The sequence below is a fragment of the Streptomyces cathayae genome (assembly GCF_029760955.1).
In the GTDB taxonomy this organism is placed as follows: domain Bacteria; phylum Actinomycetota; class Actinomycetes; order Streptomycetales; family Streptomycetaceae; genus Streptomyces; species Streptomyces cathayae.
Window position 1 is genome coordinate 117,506 of record NZ_CP121683.1, and the last position, 19,461, is coordinate 136,966.

Here is a 19,461-nt window from a genome sequence, read left to right on the forward strand (position 1 = left end):
ATGTTGTCCGAACGCAGTTGAGGTGCTCCAGGTCAGAAAGGCCAGCCGAACACCAAGATCACATCATCTCTAGCTGGTCGCGACACCACGCGGCCACGCTGAGGAGCTCGCGGTCGACGGCGAGACCGAGCCGGTGATCGTCAAGCTGGGCGTATGGATCTCCAACACCAAAACCAGGCGGGACAAGCTCAGCGCGGAGCAGCTGGCCGCGCTGCGGAAGTTGGGCGTGGAATGGGCGTAGCGACCTTTGACAGGATCTGTCGCCAGCTACTGCCACTCATACGTCGCCCATCGTTGAGGCTCTCACACGGTACGTTGCCCTTGCCGAAAACCTCATCCGCCGAGGTAGGAGCCGGTGTGCGGGATGCGCGGGTTCTCGAGCACGGACGCTGGAATCGGTGCTCTCGCGGGACTGGCGATCACCCCGGCATGATGGCTGCTCGTGCTGCTACGACTGGCTTACCTGACCGTGACGAACGCGTTCGCCGTGCTGCGCCTGCTGCCCATGAGCGACCGGGACATGGAAACGGAGATCCTCGCCCTCCGGCATCAGATCACGGTGCTGGAGCGCCAACTCGGTGGCGAAAAGGTTCGGTTCTCCCCGAACGATCGCGCGTTCCTGGCGGCGTTGCTGCACCGCCTGCCCTCGCAGGTGCTGCGCAGGATACGGCTGGTGGTGCGTCCGGACACCGTGCTGCGCTGGCACCGCGATCTGGTCGCACGCCGCCACGCTGCGCGCTCCCGGCCCAAGCGCCCGGGAAGGCCGCGGACCGTGCGCTCCATCCGGCTGCTGGTGCTGCGGCTCGCCCGCGAGAACTCCAACTGGGGATACCGCCGCATCCATGGCGAACTCCTCGTTCTGGGCGTTACGGTGGCCGCCTCCACCGTCTGGGAAATCTTGAAGGAGGCCGGCATCGACCCGGCGCCCGAGCGGGCCTCGAGCACCTGGGCGGGCTTCCTGCGTTCCCAGGCCGACGCGCTCCTGGCGTGCGACTTCTTCGAGACCGTCACCTTGTCCGGGGCCCGCTTGTACGTGTTCGCCGCGATCGAGCACGCGAACCGCCGGATCCGGGTCCTCGGCGCCACCGCGCACCCCACCGCATCCTGGGTGACGCACGTCGCGAAGAACCTCGTCATGGACCTCGAAGACGCCGGCTGCCGGGCCAGGTTCCTGATCCGGGACCGGGACGGGAAGTTCCCGCGGTTGTTCGACGAGGTACTCAAGGACGCGGGTATCGAGGTGGTGCTCAGCGGAGTACGGATGCCGCGCATGAACTCAATCATGGAGCGGTGGGTGCAGACCTGTCGGCGCGAGCTGCTGGACCGCACCCTGATCTGGAACCAGCGACACCTGCTCCACGCGCTACGCGAGTTCGAAAACTTCTACAACTCCCACCGGCCCCATCAAGGCATCGCCAACGCCCGCCCGCTACGCCCCTTGCCGATGCCGATCAGCGATCCGAAGCAGATCACCCGCCTCGACATACGACGACGCCAACGACTCGGCGGCATCCTCCACGAGTACCGACATGCCGCATGACCTGCGCGGATGAGCTTTTCGGCAGGCGCAGTGCTCCCGCAGCCAATCGGCCGGGAGCCGCTGACTGAAGCCCAACCGCGCCGCTTCCTGCTTCAGCAGGAGGAACTGGTCGGTGTCCACGGCTCGGATCGTCCGCGGCAGCACTGCAGTCATGCCGCGATCATGCCACCAGACGACGCCGGTGGGGCCAGCTCGCACCGACAGCCGGGGCCACTTGAAACCGTCACACCGCCCCAATCGATCTCTGGGTGGGGCCACTTCAGACCGTCCGAGTGGGGCCGACTCAAACCGTCACGGCCACCGAGGGCTTCACCGCCGAGGTGATGTGCCGCTTCCTGGACCGGCTCGCAGGCCACTTCGACTCCAATGGGCAACTACCACCGTTCGGCCTGTGTCAATCGTGTTGATCACCATGCTGTGGCGCCTGTGCATCTGGGCTACGTTTCCGGAGTGATCGATTCCCCCTCTCCAGCAAGACAAGCCCCCTGCCTGCGCTTCAGGTTGCCCTCTTCGGCACGCAGGCTGAGCAGTTCCACGGGCCGTGGCGCGAGCTGTTCAGCTCTGCTCCCTTCGCCTTCCAGGAAGGACTCACGCACCGGGAGCGCACCGAGCTGTCCTATCAGCGACTCCACTTGGTCAATGAGGCTGTTTCCGATGCTCGGGCTCTGGTTGCCGACGCCGCTTCCCTGACCGCGTTGCACGAATGGGCAGGGGTTGCCGATGCCGGCATGGCAACGATCGCGAGCATCCACTTCAATCTGTTCCTCGGCAGCCTCCTGGATCACGACCATGAGGACCGGAACCTGACGCCCTACCTCCAGATGGAGCGTCTGGGGACCTTCCTGTGCACCGAGCAAGCACACGGCAATGACGCTTCCCAGCTGGAAACCACCGCCACGTTCGATCGGGCGTCAGGCGGCTTCGTGCTCGACACCCCGTCTGACGGCGCCCGAAAGTTCATGCCCAACACCAGTTCCGTAGGCGGCGCGAAGGACGCACTCGTCGCGGCCCGGCTGATCGTTGACGGGGACGACAAGGGCGTGTTCCTGTTCCTGACCCCTCTCAGCGACAGGAACGGGCAGCATCTGCCGGGTGTTGAGGTCTGGGACCTGCCCCAGACCGGAAGCGCTCCCGTGGATCACTGCACCACAGCGTTCCGCAGCGTCCCCCTGCCGTTCACCGCCATGCTGCAGGGGGAGCATGGACGACTCCGCCCGGACGGCCAGTTCGTCAGCTCCCTGGGCAACAGCCGCAAACGGTTCCTCCATTCCATCGGTCGCGTGACCATGGGCAAACTCTGCATGAGCGCATACAGCCTGGGAGTGACACGGCACGCCTTGGGCATCGCCGTGCGGCACGCCCACACCCGGCAGACAGCAGGAATGACCAAGGGGCAGCGGGTGCCCCTGATGTCACATCGGAGCCACCACACACCGCTCCTGGACGCCCTTGCCTCGACTTACGCAGCCACGTTGCTGCACCGGTCCGTTGTCCGGCAGTGGAGCCAGTCCACGGAGGCCGACCGTGAGGACTGCGAACGGCTGATAGCCGTCGCCAAGGGGTGGATCACATGGCGGGCCCGGGCCGTCATGACGGAGTGCCGCGAGAGGTGCGGTGCGCAAGGGCTCGCTCTGGCCAACGGCATAACGTTCCAGCTAGCCGCCAACGAGGGCACGATCACCGCCGAGGGAGACAATCTTGTCATCTGGACCAAGGCGGCCGGGGAGATGCTTCTGGGGGGCCTCACCCCGAAGCCGGCCAGTGAGGCACTGCCCGAGGATCGCTCGCTGCGCGATCCGCAGCACTTGCAGGACCTCCTGGCGGACGTAGAGCGAATATGGCACGAGCGGGCGCGTACGCGGCTGCGCACCAAGGGGGCTCGCTCACCCCTGGAACGATGGAACACAACGGTCACCCCGGCCCTGAAACTCGTCGACGCGCATGCCCATCGCCTGGCCGCCGAGGCTCTGCTGAGTGCGTCCGCCCAAACCGCATCGGCACACGCCCGGTCGCTGCTCGTGGACCTGCACGGCCTCTTCGCCCTTCGCGAAGTGGCCGCCCACAGCGGCGACCTCCTGGCGCAAGGGCGTCTGACTACCGATCAGGTCTTGGATCTGCCGGACGTCGTCGAGAGTGTCGTCGCCGACCTCGCACCTCATGCGCTGGAGATGGTTGAGGCGTTCTCCGTGCCTCACGGACTTTTGGACCGCCACCCCATACTGCACCCGGACGGTTCAAGCGGCCTCGCGCCGGCCCTGCCATGACTTCTGCGTACCTGACGGACCTCGTTGCGGCTGGTTGAAGCAAGGTTCCTCGCCGTCGACAACGTCCCATGAGGGCGGTTGCCGTACGTGCCTGACGAACTCTCGGATATTCGTGAGGCACGTACGGAGGTCGGCACTTGTCTCACGCCTCGGCGCGTCTCGGGGTGACGCGCGGGCGGGAGGGCCCGCCACCGGTGCGGGCCCTCCGGGCACCTGCTTCAGAAGTACATCGCGCGGTGGGAGGTGTAGGTGAACCTGTCACCGGCGCTCAAGGCGTACACGACGCGTCCACAGAAGTCCTGATACTCGGCTTCTTGCGCCGCATCCAGCGTGATGGCCGGTACCGGCCCGGACGGCGCTCCACGCCCAATGGCCCTGAGGAGGCCGGGCGGTGTCTTGAGCTCCATCACATCCAGTACGCGTCCGAAGTCACCGACGAGACACCGCATGCTCGTCTCCTCCGCCAGCTCGTCGAGCGCATCGGTGAGCCGGCCAGTTTCCCGTTCCGCTCGAGCGAGCATGGTGTGACAGGCCCGCAGGGTGTGCAGATACTCCGCCGGGACGTCCACGGAGTACAGGCACGTCAGCTGTCGGCCTCGCGAGTCGTGCAGGGCATAGCCTTTCCGGCCCCCCTGCCCTCGGGCCGCCGGGACCAGGTCCTGCCACTGGAGCAGAGGCGGAAAACTCTGCTGAATTTCGCCCCATTTGCAATACGCAGTGCGGATCATCAGGTCCTGTCCATCACTCAGATCGTTTCGGTAGAAGTGATACAGGTCGTACAACAAAGGCTGCTCGATCCCGATGAACATACCGAGGAACACCGGATCGTCCGGGACCAAGAGCCGCATCGAGATCCTCCCTCCTGGCGTTGGTGGTGCTACTGGGCAGCGGACTCAAAGAGGATGGTCAGGACGCTCACCCCGACAGCACGGGCAGCCATGAACCGCGCCGTTCCCTCACCGTGCATCGGATGGCGCAGAGGGTGCGCCTGGCCGTTCAGACCCCGGCTTGGCTCGGCGACAATCTGCTGCAGAGCCGGGTCACGGACGGCGTCCGCATACAGAGCCCGCACCGTGTCGTCGGCCGGATACCGGTAGCGAGCCAGCCTCAACTCAGCGAGCAAATCCGGCGCCCAGCGCTTGTCCCAGTTCACAAGGACCGTTCGCGTTTCCTCCGAGAACAGCGCCCAGCGCCACAGGTTCGCCGGCTGCCCTCCCTTGGAGAACATCTGCGGGAACGACTCGTCGGATGCCACCAGGAGCCCCCCCCGGGGGTCACGGCACAGGCCATCTCGCGTTGCCCGTTCAGGACCTCCTGCCAGTGCGGCGACGGATCTTCCACGAGGAGCACCGGGTTCGTCCCGTACAGGTTCAGGTGGGCGATCCGCAGATCGTGCGTCGTGAACCCGAGCAACTGCGCAATGCGCATGAAAACGTCCGGAGGGGGATGTGACGTTCCGGCCTCCACCTTCTGGTGCACACCAGCCCCGCCCCCGCGCAACGGAGGAGGTCTCGCTCCGCGAACCCCTGCGCGCTGCGGGAGGGCCTGCGGGAGATCTGCACCGCGCCTGAGCGCTTCGTCGACGTCCACCTGCCGCAGCCCTTTGGTACGCGGTCCACCGCGGCGGCTACCCGACCACGGCTCCAGTGCTCTGACCGCACAGGTTCACCGAGTTGAGTGCGCTCAGTCGGGCCGTGCCGCCTTCCACGTCCACGACGTCCGGCGGGGCAGACCGTCCAGGTCCCCTCGTCCAGTGCACCACAGCAACACTGGGACGGGCTCGCCGGGCGGGGCGTCGGGGAACAGCCGGTCGAGCACGGCCGCCCATAGCGGTGTCGGCGGCAGCCAGTCCGCGGGTGATGTCGTGGATGTGCAGCAGGATCTCGGCGACGCCCATCGCCGCGAATCCCGTCGGGTCGCACGGGCCCCGGTGCCAGGCCCGCAGGGACGGGTCGGCGGTGGCCAGCGCGCTGCCGGGCAGGCCGCCGCAGGCGGCGGCCACCTGCAGCGCCTCGGCAGGCGAGGCGGTGGGGCGCACGCGCAAATCGAAGAGGAGGTAGGCGTCGGCCGGGCGCGCGGCGAGCTGGCCTGCGTAGGCCAGCAGGTCGTGGCCGATGTGTGAGGCGGTCTGCCGGCAGTTCCACTCCAGCGGGCCGGCCGGCACTGTCCAGTCCTCGTCCGTGCGAGGCCTCAGTACCTCCAGCATCTGCGCCACGGCGGCCTGAACGTCTTGGTGGTGCATGCGGTGCTCCTCGCAGGGCACGTTGTGATGGGCTGTGCTGTTCGTTCGTTCAGGCCGCGGCGGTGATGGGTCTGCCGCCCCAGCGGATGCCTTTCTCGCTTCGGCTGCGGGCGCGTTCCTTGCGCTGGGCAGCGAGGACGTCGGGGTGGCGGGCGTTCTTGTTGCGCCAGCGCAGGTAGGCGTGCAGGGCACGGGTCTGGACGGTGTGGTTGGGGTGGTGGGAGTTGGCGACGGTGAACTGCCGCAGTGGTCCGAAGTGGGCTTCGATCGGGTTGGCCCAGGACGCGTAGGTCGGGGTGAAGCACAGCTCGACCCGGTTCTTCTTCGCCCAGCGCCGGATCGTCTGGCCTTTGTGGGCGGAGAGGTTGTCCAGGATGACGTAGATCGGGGCGCCGTCCGGGCGGGCCGCGCGGATCGACTTCAGTGCGGCCAGGGTGTTCGCGGCGCCCTTCTCGCGTCGGTTGACGCCCCACAGGGTGTCGTCGCCGATCGAGTAGCAGCCGTGGAAGTAGCGCACTCCGTGGGTGCGGTGGTAGGTCGCGGGGTGACGCTCGGGGTGACCGGCAGGTGCCCACGACGAACCAGGGGCGGGGCGGATACCGAGCGGGCCGAACTCGTCGAACGCGAACACACGGTCCGGGAAGCGGTCCAGGACCTCCTCCATGCGATCGAGCTTGGTGGCGCGGTCCGGGTCGGGTGACTCCTTCCACGTCTTGGTGCGCTGGAGGTGATGCCGCGGCGCGCGAGCAGGCACCGTAACGCCTCGCGGCTGATCCGGATCATGTGGCCGGGCACGCGGCGCAAGTTAGGCGGCGAGTTTGCGGAGGGACCAGCGGGTAAAGGACTGGCCGAGCTTGGTCGGGCGGGTGGTGGCCGTCGCCACGGCGAAGTCCTCGTCGTCAGGACTGAGCGGGCGGGAGGCCCTCCTCCCCGGGCGGAGCCTGGGGGGACGGCCTCCCGCCCACCGAGGGTCCAGACAGGCCAGGCCGATCTCGTTGAACCGGTGGATCAGGTCCCGGACGGTGTCCTCGTCGGCCTGCACCAGCTTCGCGCTCACCGGCACCCGGTTCCCGCCGGCCGAGGCCAGCAGCATCATCGCGCGCCGGTACCACACCGAACTGGTACTTCCCCGGCGCACTATCTGCTGCAGCCTCTGACCCTCCTGGTCGGTCAACCTGCGCACACGGACAGGCTCAGCCACCACACCCCCAGCGGTCGGATCGGACGTCACTGCACATCCAACCGCCCGGACCACCGACCCGGCGAACCTATGCGGTCAGAGCACTAGCGGGCCCGGGGCCTGCCGCTCCAGCTTCGTCAGGTCGACCGCGGCGGCCTGTCCCGTTGTCGTGCATGTCTGCGCAGGGAGCGGCACGGCAGAGGGCTCGGGGTCGGCCTCGACGCCGTAGTCGGTTGCCAGTCCCGCAAGGCCAGAGGCATAGCCCTGTCCCACGGCCCGGACCTTCCAGCCGTACCGCGGCGGTACAACTCCGCCAGGAGCACGGCGGTCTCCCCCGAGGTGAAGTCCGGCGCGGTGAACGACGCCGACGGGGCACCGTTCTGGGTGAACGTCAGCTGAGGGGCTCGGGTAAAGACAGCACCTGGTTGCGGCGGATCAACGCTCACGTCCACCCCTACACGGTGCACGTCGGCCGGCAGGCGAGAAAGCTCCGCAGTGAACCGCCGCGCCCTCGACGGATACACCGTCCTGGGCTGGATGGTTGTAGAAGACCAGGTCGTGATCGCCACGGACCTTGCCGTCGGGGCCGAGCAGCAGCGCGGACGCATCCGCCGAGAGTCCCTGTACGGACACCGACAGCACCGTCCGCGCTGTCAGCAGCGCCGTGTTCTCACCCTTACGCAGCGACGTCGCCGGGTCTGTCAAACGAGAGGCCCGGATCGGACACTGAGACCTGCGTCTGATGCGAGAAGCTTCGGGCGAGAGTGTCGCCTGGCTCGGGGACGAGATAGGCGAAGTGACGGGGGTGCGGTGCTGTCGTCACCTTCCGGGCGGGGGCACGTCGGCTTTGAGGGTTTTCATCGCAAAGCGGGACTGGAGCTTGGCCAGGCCCGGCAGGGCGAGCAGCCGTTGGGTCATGAACTGCTCGTAGGTTTCCAGGTCGGCGACCGAGATCAGCGCGTGGTAGTCGGAAGCGCCGAACATGCGGCGTGCCTCGACGATTTCGGGGAGGGCCACCAGTTCGGCTTCGAAGCGCTCGACCGTGGTGCGGGCCTGGTCGGTGAGTTCGAGGTCGACCTGGACCTCGAAGCCGCGGTTGAGGGCCTTGGGGGCGATGCGGGCGTGGTAGCCGAGGATCACTCCCTGCTCTTCCAGGCGTCTGACGCGGCGCAGGCAGGGTGAGGGCGTCAGGCCGATCCGGTCGGCGAGTTCGGTGTTGGTCAGGCGGCAGTCGCGGCGCAGTTGCTCGATTATTGCGCGGTCGGTGCGGTCCACGCGTGAAGTATGCCGAGGAAGCTGTCCGGTGGGCAATGTTTGCAATCGGGTGCTCGGCTGTTTCTCCTAGCCTCGCTGCACTCCCTGTTTCCGAGGCGAAGGCAGGACATGAGCGCACCCACCGACCAGTCCGCGGCCGTCCGTCGTGTCGGCTCCGCCGATGAGTTCTGGGCGACGGCCCGTCGTCATCTGGTCCGCTACGCCCGCAGCGACTTCTCACCGGCTCTCATCGAACGGGCCGCCGGATCGTATGTGTTCGACAGCGACGGACGGGCCATCCTCGACTTCACGTCGGGACAGATGAGCGGGCTGCTGGGGCACTCCCACCCTGCCATCGTGGAGTCCGTCAGCCAGTCCATCGCCACCCTGGACCACTTGTTCAGCTGGATGCTGAGCCGGCCCGTGGTCGATCTGGCCGCCGCCCTGGCCCGGACGCTGCCGCCCTCCCTGAGCAAGGTGTTGCTGCTGAGCACCGGCGGCGAGTCGAACGAGGCGGCCATCAAGATGGCCAAGCTCTCCACCGGCGGGTACGAGGTCGTCGCCTTCGACCAGTCGTACCACGGCGTCACCCATGCCTCGTCGGCGGCGACCTACGGGGTGTCCCGGGCCGGGTACGGGCCGGTGGCGCCGGGCAACATCGTCGTTCCCACGCCGAACGCCTATCGGCCGTTGTTCACCCGCGACGGGCGCCACGACTGGCAGGCCGAACTGGATCACGCGTTTGCGATGGTCGATCGGCAGTCCACCGGCAGCCTGGCGGCCTTCATCGCCGAACCCGTCCTGAGCACCGGCGGCGTCATCGACCTGCCGCCGGGTTATCTTGCCGCGCTCAAGCAGAAGTGTGCCGAGCGCGGCATGCTCCTCATCCTCGACGAGGCCCAGACCGGGCTGTGCCGCACGGGCGACTGGTACGCCTTCCAGCGCGACGGCGTCACGCCGGACATCCTCACCCTGTCCAAGACCCTCGGGGCGGGGCTGCCGCTGTCCGCCGTGATCACCAGCGAGGAGATCGAGGCGCGCTGCCACGAGCGCGGCTACTACTTCGCCACCACCCACGTCTCCGACCCGCTGCCGGCGGCCGTGGGCCTGGCGGTCATCGACGTCCTCACCCAGGGCGCCTACGACCAGACCGCGCGGCGGCTCGGCGACCGGCTCCAGCGCGGCCTGAGTGAACTCAAGGACCGTCACGAGCACATCGGTGACGTCCGCGGACGCGGGCTGCTCCAGGGCGTCGAACTCGTCACCGACCGCGACACCAAGGAGCCGGCCGGCGACTTCGGCAGCGCCGTCACCGACGCCTGTTTCCGTCTGGGCCTGCACCTGAACATCGTGCAGTTCCCCGGCAGCAGCAGCATCCTGCGGCTGGCGCCCCCGCTCACCATCACCGACACCGAACTCGACCGCGGCCTGGACATCCTCGACCAGGCTCTGACCGCCGCCGCACAACGCCGCTGACCACATTCGCATCCCGGCAGCCGTCCGGCTGCCGGGCCGGTCCCGCACCGAACTGCACCGAGCGGCCGGGGTCTGAGAGTCAGCCCTCGGCCTTGATCGTTTTCATGGTGAGGTGGGACTCGAGGCGGAGGACGGCGGGGTGGCCGGTGAGCTTGTCCATGACGAAGGCCTCGTAGGCGGCGTCGTCGGCGACGGCGACGCGGACGAAGTGATGCGGGCTGCCGTACATACGGCGCAACTCGACGACTTCGTCGTACGCGGCGACGGCGGCCTCGAACTCCTCGATCGTCGTGCGGTCCTGGGCATGGATCTCGACGTCGACGAGGACTTCCATGCCGCGGCCCATGGCCTCGGGGTCGATGACGGCCCGGTAGCCGGCGATGACGCCGGCCTCCTCCAGCCGCTTGACCCGCCGCAGGCACGACGGCGGCGTCAGGCCGACCCGCTTCGCGAGCTGGACGGCCGGCCTGCCGCCGTCACTGGCGGACTAGACGGCACGGTCCGCATCCGGGACCTCAACAAGCGGGTCTCCTCGCGCTTGCTCCTGCCCGCAATGGCGGGCGCTCTGGCCATAACGCCCGCCGGGATCCTCGCATGCGGCACCAATCGCGACATTGGCATACTTACGGCAAAGGCGGGCGTAAAAGCTACCTGTATTTAGCTTGGCGTTTACCGACTTCGGCGCTTTGAGGTCCGACCGGACTCTGCTGCGCGATTCGCCGCGGGGGTGAGGGCGGGTTGATGAGGATCTTTGAAAACGGCCAGGGATACTCGTCGCCCCACTCGGTCCGGAGTCCAACGGAGTGGGGAGTTTCAGAGAGCGTTGCCGACCGGGGCCGCCCGCTCGTGGAGTGTGCGGGCCGTGCTGGCCGGTCAAGGGCGGGCGGTGTCATCGCCTCGAAGCGACAGTGCGGGTGAGAAGGGTTGCCCGTGGCCGTGCGGAGACCGTTGACGCGTGAGGAGCGTGAGGAGATCGCGGTCGGACGCGCCCAAGGTGAGGGGGTGCGGGAGATCGCCCGGCGGGTCGGCCGATGCTCGTCGGTGGTCAGCCGGGAGCCGGCACGCAACTCCTCGACGCGCGGCTACCGGGCATCGACGGCCGACAAGCGGGCGGCGACGCGGCGTCGGCGGCCTCAGCAACGCCTGCTGGACGACAACGTGCTGCTGCGGCAGCGGGTCCTGGCCGACCTGCGGTACGGGCGCACGCCGAACCAGATCGCGGGCCGTTTGAAACTCGAGGCCCAGGACACGAGTGTGGCAGTCATGGAAGGCTCGCTCCCGGCCGGCGGGGAAACGATCTCCCACGAGGCCGTCTGCACGTGGATCTACGCACCGCCCAAGGGCGAGCTCGCCCGGCTGGGCGTGATGCTGCCCAGCCGCCGCACTGCCCGCGGCCCCCGCCGCAGGCCCGATGCGTCCCAAGGAGCCGGATCGCCGGCCTGCGCTCGATCCACGACCGTCCCGCCGAAGCTCTCGTCCGCCGGGTCCCCGGCCGCTGGGAAGGCGACCTCGTCGTGGGCAGGAACGGCGCTACCGCGGCCGCGACCCCGGCCGGCCGCGCCACCCGCTTCCTGATGATCCTCGCCCTGCCGAAGGGCGAGAACGCCGACGGCCTGTCGACCGTGCTCACCCACCAGATCGACGGTATGCCGGAGTTGGTGCGCAAGTCGCTGACCAGGGAACCGGGATGGGACGGCATGCCGCGCTGGCCCTGGCTACCGGCCTGGACGTCTGCTTCGCCGACACCGGGCGTTCCGTCGGGCCGCACGGCCCAAGGAACTGCTCGACCGAACGCTCCCGCCGCAGGGCCCCGAGGATGAACGACTCCGTCAAGTACCGCACCCGGTCACCATAGGGTGCTCATCTCGTCGGCAAGCTCGACGATCAACAGGAGCATCAACGCCGTGCTTGCGGGAGGCGGGTGCATCTTTCTTGCCTCCGGTGGTGGGCTGCGCTGGGTCAGCGGCTGGGCGGACGCGCCCTCCAGGGGGGCGGAGGCAGGACGACCGGATCAGGGAGCGCTGTGGCTGCAGGGGCGTTGCGGACGGTGCCGCCGGCCGCTGGGCTGCCCCTTCGGCGGGGGCGCTGGCCGGTTGGTGTCGGGGCGTCTCAGGGGCGGGGCTCGATCACCTCCAGGGCGCCGGTGTGGGTGTCATAGCTGCGCAGGGTGATGAGCCGGGCCGACAGCGGCGGCGCCGGCAGCAGTTCGGGGATGCGCCGGCCGGCGAAGGCACCTGCCCGCCGGGTACGGCCGAGGGTGATGTGCGGGCTCCAGCGCCCGGGTTCGTGGAATGGGCTGAGGGTCTCGGGCGGGCTGTCCGAGGCCACCGCCTCCCATACCCGGCGGTGCACGCCGGCCAGCGCGGAGTCGGGATCCAGCGACCAGGCCAGCACCGAGGTGGGCCTCTCGAAGCGGACCACGCCGGTGAACCGCACCGGCAGCGGCAGGGCGGCGGCCACCTCGGCGAGCTCCCAGCGGATCGGGGCGGTCAGCTCCGGGCAGGCGGCCAGGGTGAGGTGCGGGCTGTTGGTCGGTGAGCGGTGGCGCGCCTGACTGGGCAGCCCCGCGTCCGCGAGCCGCCGCCAGGCCTTTCGAACCGCTAGTTCTGCCGCCTCGTCCAGCAGAAGCTCGACCGTGCGCACCGCTGCAGCCTACCGGTGGTCTGTGAGTGAGCAGGTCCTCGCGGGCAGGCAGCACTGTTCAGGAAGTGGGGCGGAAGGCAGTGGCAGGGCCGATGACGCCCGGGGAGGGGCCGCCGCCGGTGGCGCCGGGACATCCACCGGGCCGCATCCTTCCGGTTCCTCTGTTCGCCGTGCGCCGTGTCTGGGCTGCACCTTGTGCCGTGCGGGTGGCGGGCGCCCGTTCCGCGGGCCGGGTGCCGCGGTGGGAGGCTTGTGGGGTTTCTGTGTGGGGCCGGGGTTCTGGGGGCGGTGCTGCTGGTGTGCGGTGGCCTGCTCCTGGCTGTGGTTGTGGGAGGGGCCGTGCGGCCGGGGTCGAGGGCGGGGTGGTGGGCGGTCCGCTGCCGTTGGTGGTCACGGATCTGCTCGATACGGCGGCTCGGCTCGTCGGGATCCGTGGTCTGCATCAGGTCGGTGAGGTTCTCGTAGCACACTGAACCGCCCCGGGTTCGGCAGAGATCTCACATTGTGGTTGTGACCTGGGGTTTCTTGGATTCCCTGGAGTGATCGGCCTCGTCCTCGACGGGTGGGACGGGGGCTGTCTCCCCGTGGAGCCCGCGGTGGTTGTGCCAGTCGGTCCACACCGGCGGTGGCGGCTCGATGGGGAGAGGGTCTTCCAGGGCCGCTGCGGCTTGAGCCGTTCGGTTTTGCACGGGCCGATCGTGCTCTTCCTCGGGGCGTTGTCGTACGCGTCGCCGGCAGATCCGGTCGGGGCCGCGATGCCGGCCGCATCCGGGTGTCCGGCGGCCGGACACCGGTGTATTGGCTGTCCGCATCGCTGTGGTGTGTCAACTCGCCGCGCACATATGGATATTCATCGCGGTCGCGCTGCCACAGCGCGGTCTTCAGAGTGTCCAGGACGAGCCGGGGCTCCTTCGGCGTCGCGGCGAGCCGGCCGGCGATCCGGCGGGAGAAGGTGTCGAGGGCAAAGGCGAGGTGGACCACTGCGGGCCAGGTGGCCGCGTGCGTGAGATCCCCGGCCCGGCAGCGATTCGGAGCGCCGGCGGCGAAGTCGCGGTCCACCCGGCCCGGTGCCCGCTCGGCCTGCTGGTCCGGCATCGTGGTGAGCACCCTCTTGCCGCGGACGGCGCCGGCGCTGCCCGGCTCGCGCAGCAGCCGCTCGGCGGTGCGCCGGGCCGCCTGATGACCCCGGCGGGTCGGCTCCCGCCAGATCTTCCGGGCGCCGTGGACACGGTGGTTGTCGGTGTGGACCTGGCGGATCAGCTTCTTGAGCTCCGTGTCCCGCACAGAACGGGCGGGCGGGGCGGCCGGGCGTTTCTTGTGGGCGCGGGAGGCGGACGGGGCGATCGTGCAGTCGTGTTCGGTGAGTGTCCTGCAGATCGGCTCGATGCCGCCGAAGCGGTCCCGGTGCTCCTCGAGGAACGCTGCGGGCGTGTGGGGGGCCGGTCGGGCTCGGCCGCGAAGGAACTCGCCGCGGCCTTGAGGATCTCGTTGGCCCGCTTCAGTTCGGCGTTCTCCTTCTTCAACGCCTTGAGCGGGCGGACTCCTCCGTCGTCGTCCCCGGACGCGGTCCTGCGTCGATCTCGTGCTGCTTCACCCGGTTCCGCAGCGTCTCGCGGGAGCCGGTGCCGAGCTTGTCCGTGACCGCCTGCAAGGCGGCCGTCTCGTGCGCGTGGTCGTCGCGCGCCTCGGCGACCATGCGCACCGCATGCGGCGGAGTTCAAGGGGGTGACGGGAAGGTCGTGCCATGACTCGATCCTTATGGCGAGCCGGGGCGGTTCACCGGCACGACACCACCCCACCCCAGGGGGCGCAGACGCCTCGGTGGGCGCTCCGGGCGCCGCCGATCGGCAAAAGGGCTCTGGAGGCTGATCGGCGTGCGGGGGGCCGGGCAGCGCCGCCGTCCTCTTTCCCCTTCTCACGCCCCAGAACAGCGCCGGACTCGCCGCCTGCGCCGGAGTCATTCGTCGCCGCCCGGCCCGCTGACCAGCACCCATGCTGAGCCGTGGCACCGATCGGCACCGCCTCGGGCGTGCGCCCGGTCATCGGGCTCTGCCCACCTTGCGGGTCCCAAGTCCGCCGGGTGCGGTGCGCCGCGGGGCTCGCGGCGCGGCGGGGCCGAGCGGTGCCGAGGCTTTGGCCGATCCTCCAGCATTTTCGACTTATTGCCCCGGAACGCCATCCAAGTCCCGTCCTGAGACGTATCCCGTGTGGAGTAATTTTCAGGAGGAACGCAATGGCTATCTTCAGCAGTCTGATGCCTGCCCATCGCCGGGACCGCAACAACGACACGTCGCGCCGCGACGACTTCTCGGGGCACGGTCACGGGCACGACCACGGGCACGACCACGGCGACCGCCACGGGCACGACCACGGCGACCGTCGCGGGCACGGCTACGGCTACGGCCACTAGTGACCACGCTACGGAGGCTGAGCGGACCGTAGATTGAAAGGCCCTGGTCCGCTCCGTCCGTCCCTCCACGAGGAACGCATGCCATGGTGCATGTCCTGCGGCGTCTGCTGTCGGTGGGTGAGGCTTCCGATGTGGTGGCGGCCGCGCCCCCGGTGTCTTTGCGCGAGGTGTTCCGGCGGTTCTGGCCCTATACCCGCGGCGGCGGCGCTGGTTCGTTCCCGTCGTCCTGTTCAGCCTGATCGGCCCCGCCCTCGACGCCACGGAGATCTGGCTCTTCAAGACCGTGGTGGACGGTGTGCTCGTTCCCCGCGACATCGGACCGCTCCTGTGGATCGCACCGACCTATCTGGGGCTCGTCATCGGCTCCGGCATTCTGGGGTTCGCCGACGACGTGACGTCCACGTGGGTCAGCGAACGCTTCCTGCTGACGCTGCGCTCCGATGTGTTCCGGCACGTCCAGGGCCTGTCGCTCGGGTTCTTCGAACGCCGGCGGCTCGGGGACGTGCTGTCGCGGGTGACGGGCGATGTCGACACGGTCGAGACGTTCCTGCTCTCGGGAGTGGCGGACGCCCTCTACTACGTGATCCGCCTGGGTGTCTTCCTCGGTCTGCTGTTCTATCTGCAGTGGGATCTGACCCTCCTCGCCCTCGTCATCGTGCCGCTGTTCTGGCGCGCCGCCCGGCACTTCGCGCGGCTGATCAAGGAGGCGTCCCGGGAGCGCAGGCGCCGCAGCGGTTCGATCAGCGCGATCGCCGAGGAGTCGCTGGGCAACGTCGCCCTGGTGCAGGCGTACAACCGGCAGAGGTGGGAGGAGCGCCGGTTCGAGCGTGAGAACGTCGGCAGGTTCCGGGCCACGATGGCCTCGACGCGGATCCGCGCCGTCTACGGATCCGTCGTCGAGGTCATCGAGGTGTCCGGCGTCCTGGCGGTCATGAGCCTGGGCACCTGGAAGCTGGCCCAGGGGCAGCTCACGCTGGGCGGACTGCTGGTCTTCCTGGCGCTGATCGGCAACCTCTACAGTCCGGTCCGCGGTCTGTCCCACCTGGGCACCACCTTCTACGCGGCGTCCGCCTCGGCCGAACGGATCATCGAGCTGCTGGACCAGCGGCCGCAGGTCGCCGAGGCCGCCGGTGCCCGCCGGACCGGCCGTGCGCGAGGAGGTGGAGTTCGACGGCGTCTTCTTCCGCTATCCCGGCACGCCGTCCTGGGCGCTGTCGGACGTGTCGTTCCACGTGGCGGCCGGGGAGACGCTGGCGCTGGTCGGGGCCAGCGGGGCGCAAGTCGACGGTCGCGAAGCTGCAGCTGCGCTTCTACGATCCCGACCGGGGCGCGGTCCGCCTGGACGGGACAAACCTGCGGGACCTGCGCCTGTCCGACCTGCGGGAGAGCGTCGCGGTGGTCCTGCAGGAGACGCTCGTCTTCCACGGCACCGTGCGGGACAACATCGCCTACGGCGGCCGGAGGCGACGGAGGCGGACATCGTCGCGGCGGCGCGCGCCGCGGACGCGCACGAGTTCATCGAGCTGCTGCCCATGGGCTACGACACGATGGTCGGCCAGCGCGGCCGGACGCTCTCCGGCGGGCAGCGCCAGCGCCTGGCGATCGCCCGCGCGATGATCAGGGACGCGCCCGTGCTCCTCCTGGACGAACCGACCACCGGCCTCGATGTGCGGTCCGGCCGGCGGATCATGGACCCGCTGCGCCGGCTCATGGCCGGGCGGACGACCGTCGTCATCTCCCACAACCTGCTGACCGTCCAGGACGCCACGCGCATCGTGGTTCTCGACCGGGGCAGGATCGTCGAGTGCGGCGCCCACGACGACCTGCTCGAGCGCGGCGGGACGTACGCCCGGCTGCACTGGCTGAACGCCCCGGCCGGGTCCCCGGCCGGGTCCCCGGCCCTGGGGACGGTGCTGCCGTGAGTGTCCCGGCGGTGCGGGCCGCCCCGGTTCTGGCGCCCGGCACGAGACCGGTCCCGGGCTACGAGGTGCTGGCGCATCTGGCGCGCACCGGCTGGCTCGACGTCTACGACGTCTGGAGCCAGGAGCGGGACTGCCGCTGTGTGGTCAAGGCCGTGCGCCCCGACCGCCGGGAGCAGGAGCAGCTGGGCGAGCGGCTGCTGCGTGAGGGGCGGTGGCTGGGGGCCTTCACCCACCCGCACCTGGTCCGCGCGTACGAGACGTTCGAGTCGCCGGTGCCGCTCGTCGTGCTGGAGACGCTGACCGGCGAGACGCTGTCCCACCTCATCCACCGGTTGCGGCGCGGCCGTCCGCCGCCGACGTGGCGCTGCTCGGGGTGCAGCTGTGTTCCGCGATCCACTACCTCCACGGTCAGGGTCTGCTGCACCTGGACCTCAAGCCGTCGAACGTGGTGGTGGACCGCGGTCACGCCAAGGTGCTGGACCTGAGTACCGCGCGGCCGCCCGGGCCCGCGCCCGCGGGGGCGGGCACGTTCTGCTACCTCGCTCCCGAGCAGGCCCGCGGCGGGCCGCTGTCGGCAGCCGCGGACGTGTGGGGCGTCGGCATCACGTTGTACGAGGTCGCCGCCGGCGACGTGCCGTTCGGCCGCGGGGATCGCCGCGGGGTTTCTCCCCGTGGGGAGGAAGGGGACGAGCCCTGCGACGGCAGCGTCACGGGCGGCCAGGACCGCTGGTATCCGCAGCTGGAGGAGGCCGCCCCGCCGGTCGGCTCGCGGCGGCGGCTGCCCGGGGGGCTCGCGGCGGCCATCGACGGCTGCCTTCGGACCGATCCGTCGTCCCGGCCCTCGGTCGCCGAACTGGCCGCCGCACTCGACGCGACGCTGCCCGGCCCGGGGCGCCGCGCCGCCCGCCCCTGAGGACGGGGCGGGGCGCCGGTCTCACGCGCTTTGGCCGGTCTCGAAGCGGCCGGTGGCCAGGACGGTGCCGTCAAAGGCGGTCAGGCGGGCGCCGGCGAGTGCCGCGGGGTCGACCGGGGCCGCCGCGCCCCAGTCACCCCGTCCGTTGCTCAGGGTGAAGGTGCCCACGCGGATCGTGGTGCCGTCCGTGCGCTCCAGGAGGCAGACGACCTTGCCGCTGTACGGAGTGCCGGCGGCGGCGAGGTCGACGCTCATGTAGATCCAACCGGGTTTCCCCGGGTCTGCGGGGTGAGCGTAGACGTCTCCGGCCGACGGCCCGGGGCCCGAGGCCGAGGTCAGCTCTCCCTCCCTCAAAGGCGTCTGGACCTTTACGGCAGGGGGGCTCGGGGCCGTGAGACTCTCGATGGCGGTGCCGGCCGCCCAGCCGGTGAACCCGAACGCGAAGGCGAACGCGGCCACGGCGGAGGCGGCCCGCAGCCGGATGCGGCGTGCGCGGCTGCGGACCGTCCCGTGCGTGAGGCCGGGCGCCCGCGGGCGGGGTCCCCCTCGTGCGCCGTCGCGTCCTGGGGCAGTCTGCGCACCACCCGGGTCTCGAACCCGAGCGGCGGCTCGCTGCCCGGCACCAGCCCGATCAGTCCGTCGCCACCAGGGTCATGTGCTCGATGCACTCCCGACACGCCGCGCACCGGTCCAGATGTGCGACCGCCACCGCCCGCTCACGGCCGGGCAGCACGCCCAGTGCCAGCTCGGCGCCGACCTCCCGCAGCTTCTCGCAGGTCACGTCACTGGCCATGGTCCCCTCGATCCGGAGAGGCGAGTGTGGTCCGCAGCTTTCCCATCGCCGTCCTGATCCGCGTCTTGGCGGTGCCCAGCGGGATCTTCTCCCAGTCGGCGATCTGCTGGGCCGTCATTCCGTAGATGCCCGCCATCACCAGGGCACGACCCTGTTCCCGGGGCAGCCGCGCCGGCGGCCCGCAGCTGGGACGAGGCCTCGTCGGCCAGGGCCCACTGCTCGGGAGTCTCGGTCACGGCGTCGAGGAGCGTGTCGAGGTCCTCGGGTGCCACCGGCTCCGTCCGCCGCGCACGCACGGCGTCGACGGCGAGATTGTGCGCGATGGTCGTCAGCCAGGTCGTCACCGACCCGCGGCGCGGTCGTAGATCTGCGCATGACGCCACGCCCGCTCGAACGTCTGCTGGGCGATGTCCTCGGCAAGCTGCCGATCTTTGGTGACGGCGACGGCGACACCGAAGACCGCGCGCTGAAACCTCCGTACGAAGGTGACCGCGAGTTCCGGATCACCGGTGGCCAGCCCGGACAGCAGAGCCTCGTCCGAAAGACGGCCGACGGGAACCGGAAACTCGGCACACTCATATGTACGGTCCACCCCCCGCCGAGGGATTGCCCGGCCGCCACGGAAGACCACATTCCCATTCTGCGCCGGTTTCTGCCGGTTGCACGCACTGCGCGCAGCGCGGTCAGTGGCCGTTCCGCGCCGGCCGCGGCACGTGATCCGCCAAGGTCTGGGAACCGGCCCGGAAACCGGCCCCCGCCACACCCCGGCACGCGGCAAAGACCCCCGCACCCCATTACGTGACAGCGCCGGTCGGGACGTTCGC

General features: G+C 69.7%; 18 protein-coding genes and 7 pseudogenes. 12 read left to right on the forward strand and 13 right to left on the reverse strand.

The window, feature by feature from the left end:
* Positions 1-85: 85 nt before the first annotated feature.
* From PYS65_RS34690 to PYS65_RS34700, 3 genes and pseudogenes are all read left to right on the forward strand, one after another.
* Positions 86-241, forward strand: a pseudogene (locus PYS65_RS34690) (helicase associated domain-containing protein); the annotation flags it as partial.
* 201 nt (positions 242-442) lie between these two features.
* Complete coding sequence (locus PYS65_RS34695) at positions 443-1,540, forward strand: integrase core domain-containing protein (protein WP_279331618.1); 1,098 nt, start codon at positions 443-445, stop codon at positions 1,538-1,540.
* 485 nt (positions 1,541-2,025) lie between these two features.
* Entirely contained in the window at positions 2,026-3,804 is a 1,779-nt protein-coding gene (locus PYS65_RS34700; RefSeq protein ID WP_279338162.1) for an acyl-CoA dehydrogenase family protein, read from the forward strand.
* A gap of 218 nt (positions 3,805-4,022) precedes the next feature.
* Here the strand turns inward: PYS65_RS34700 and PYS65_RS34705 are convergent, their stop codons facing one another.
* From PYS65_RS34705 to PYS65_RS34730, 6 genes and pseudogenes are all read right to left on the reverse strand, one after another.
* Positions 4,023-4,652, reverse strand: coding sequence for a hypothetical protein (locus tag PYS65_RS34705; protein ID WP_279331619.1), 630 nt, complete (start codon positions 4,650-4,652; stop codon positions 4,023-4,025).
* Between the two features lie 29 nt (positions 4,653-4,681).
* A complete protein-coding gene (locus PYS65_RS34710; RefSeq protein ID WP_279331620.1) occupies positions 4,682-5,059 on the reverse strand; it encodes an MmyB family transcriptional regulator in 378 nt (125 codons plus the stop codon).
* 428 nt (positions 5,060-5,487) lie between these two features.
* Positions 5,488-6,046: pseudogene (locus PYS65_RS34715) on the reverse strand (hypothetical protein).
* Between the two features lie 49 nt (positions 6,047-6,095).
* Positions 6,096-7,247 (reverse strand): annotated as a pseudogene (locus tag PYS65_RS34720) (IS630 family transposase).
* A 414-nt stretch (positions 7,248-7,661) separates the two neighbouring features.
* Complete coding sequence (locus PYS65_RS34980; protein ID WP_341483726.1) at positions 7,662-7,868, reverse strand: TerD family protein; 207 nt, start codon at positions 7,866-7,868, stop codon at positions 7,662-7,664.
* A gap of 177 nt (positions 7,869-8,045) precedes the next feature.
* A complete protein-coding gene (locus PYS65_RS34730) occupies positions 8,046-8,501 on the reverse strand; it encodes an Lrp/AsnC family transcriptional regulator (RefSeq protein WP_279331622.1) in 456 nt (151 codons plus the stop codon).
* A gap of 108 nt (positions 8,502-8,609) precedes the next feature.
* On the opposite strand from PYS65_RS34730, the gene PYS65_RS34735 reads away from it, so the two are divergent.
* The gene (locus tag PYS65_RS34735) at positions 8,610-9,956 is read left to right on the forward strand and encodes an aspartate aminotransferase family protein (protein WP_279331623.1); all 1,347 of its coding nucleotides are present in this window, start codon (positions 8,610-8,612) and stop codon (positions 9,954-9,956) included.
* 79 nt (positions 9,957-10,035) lie between these two features.
* Here PYS65_RS34735 and PYS65_RS34740 read toward each other — a convergent pair.
* Positions 10,036-10,431 (reverse strand): annotated as a pseudogene (locus PYS65_RS34740) (Lrp/AsnC family transcriptional regulator); the annotation flags it as partial.
* A gap of 455 nt (positions 10,432-10,886) precedes the next feature.
* On the opposite strand from PYS65_RS34740, the gene PYS65_RS34745 reads away from it, so the two are divergent.
* Entirely contained in the window at positions 10,887-11,531 is a 645-nt protein-coding gene (locus PYS65_RS34745; RefSeq protein WP_279331624.1) for a helix-turn-helix domain-containing protein, read from the forward strand.
* Positions 11,531-11,776 (forward strand): hypothetical protein, encoded by a 246-nt coding sequence (locus PYS65_RS34750; protein WP_279331625.1) that lies wholly within the window; start codon positions 11,531-11,533, stop codon positions 11,774-11,776. The genes PYS65_RS34745 and PYS65_RS34750 overlap by 1 nt, the downstream gene beginning before the upstream one ends.
* 289 nt (positions 11,777-12,065) lie before the next feature.
* Here the strand turns inward: PYS65_RS34750 and PYS65_RS34755 are convergent, their stop codons facing one another.
* The 3 genes from PYS65_RS34755 to PYS65_RS34760 form a co-directional block, all read right to left on the reverse strand.
* Positions 12,066-12,599 carry a 2'-5' RNA ligase family protein gene (locus tag PYS65_RS34755; protein ID WP_279331626.1) on the reverse strand — a complete coding sequence of 178 codons (534 nt, stop codon included), beginning with the start codon at positions 12,597-12,599 and terminating at the stop codon, positions 12,066-12,068.
* Positions 12,600-12,989: 390 nt separating this feature from the next.
* Positions 12,990-13,883, reverse strand: coding sequence for an IS3 family transposase (locus PYS65_RS35335; RefSeq protein ID WP_423836170.1), 894 nt, complete (start codon positions 13,881-13,883; stop codon positions 12,990-12,992).
* A 235-nt stretch (positions 13,884-14,118) separates the two neighbouring features.
* The gene (locus PYS65_RS34760; RefSeq protein WP_279338262.1) at positions 14,119-14,295 is read right to left on the reverse strand and encodes a hypothetical protein; all 177 of its coding nucleotides are present in this window, start codon (positions 14,293-14,295) and stop codon (positions 14,119-14,121) included.
* 537 nt (positions 14,296-14,832) lie between these two features.
* Here PYS65_RS34760 and PYS65_RS34765 point away from each other — a divergent pair.
* The 6 genes and pseudogenes from PYS65_RS34765 to PYS65_RS34790 all read left to right on the forward strand — a co-directional run bounded on the left by PYS65_RS34765 (position 14,833) and on the right by PYS65_RS34790 (position 17,844).
* On the forward strand, positions 14,833-15,009 hold the full coding sequence (locus tag PYS65_RS34765) for a hypothetical protein (protein WP_279331629.1): 177 nt from the start codon (positions 14,833-14,835) through the stop codon (positions 15,007-15,009).
* Between the two features lie 83 nt (positions 15,010-15,092).
* Positions 15,093-15,248: a DUF2267 domain-containing protein gene (locus PYS65_RS34985; RefSeq protein WP_341483723.1), complete on the forward strand. Its 156-nt coding sequence runs from the start codon at positions 15,093-15,095 to the stop codon at positions 15,246-15,248.
* A gap of 44 nt (positions 15,249-15,292) precedes the next feature.
* Positions 15,293-15,970: pseudogene (locus PYS65_RS34770) on the forward strand (ABC transporter transmembrane domain-containing protein); the annotation flags it as partial.
* A 335-nt stretch (positions 15,971-16,305) separates the two neighbouring features.
* Positions 16,306-16,931 (forward strand): annotated as a pseudogene (locus PYS65_RS34780) (ATP-binding cassette domain-containing protein).
* Complete coding sequence (locus PYS65_RS34785; RefSeq protein ID WP_279338277.1) at positions 16,928-17,416, forward strand: protein kinase family protein; 489 nt, start codon at positions 16,928-16,930, stop codon at positions 17,414-17,416. The pseudogene PYS65_RS34780 and the gene PYS65_RS34785 overlap by 4 nt, the downstream one beginning before the upstream one ends.
* Positions 17,305-17,844, forward strand: coding sequence for a protein kinase domain-containing protein (locus PYS65_RS34790; RefSeq protein WP_279338274.1), 540 nt, complete (start codon positions 17,305-17,307; stop codon positions 17,842-17,844). The genes PYS65_RS34785 and PYS65_RS34790 overlap by 112 nt, the downstream gene beginning before the upstream one ends.
* Positions 17,845-17,865: 21 nt before the next feature.
* On the opposite strand, the gene PYS65_RS34795 is transcribed toward PYS65_RS34790, so the two are convergent.
* The 3 genes and pseudogenes from PYS65_RS34795 to PYS65_RS34805 form a co-directional block, all read right to left on the reverse strand.
* The gene (locus PYS65_RS34795; protein ID WP_279338263.1) at positions 17,866-18,099 is read right to left on the reverse strand and encodes a hypothetical protein; all 234 of its coding nucleotides are present in this window, start codon (positions 18,097-18,099) and stop codon (positions 17,866-17,868) included.
* 376 nt (positions 18,100-18,475) lie between these two features.
* Positions 18,476-18,637, reverse strand: coding sequence for a zf-HC2 domain-containing protein (locus tag PYS65_RS34800; RefSeq protein ID WP_279338264.1), 162 nt, complete (start codon positions 18,635-18,637; stop codon positions 18,476-18,478).
* Positions 18,627-19,154 (reverse strand): annotated as a pseudogene (locus tag PYS65_RS34805) (RNA polymerase sigma factor). Before PYS65_RS34805 ends, PYS65_RS34800 begins: the two are co-directional and overlap by 11 nt.
* Positions 19,155-19,461: the final 307 nt, after the last annotated feature.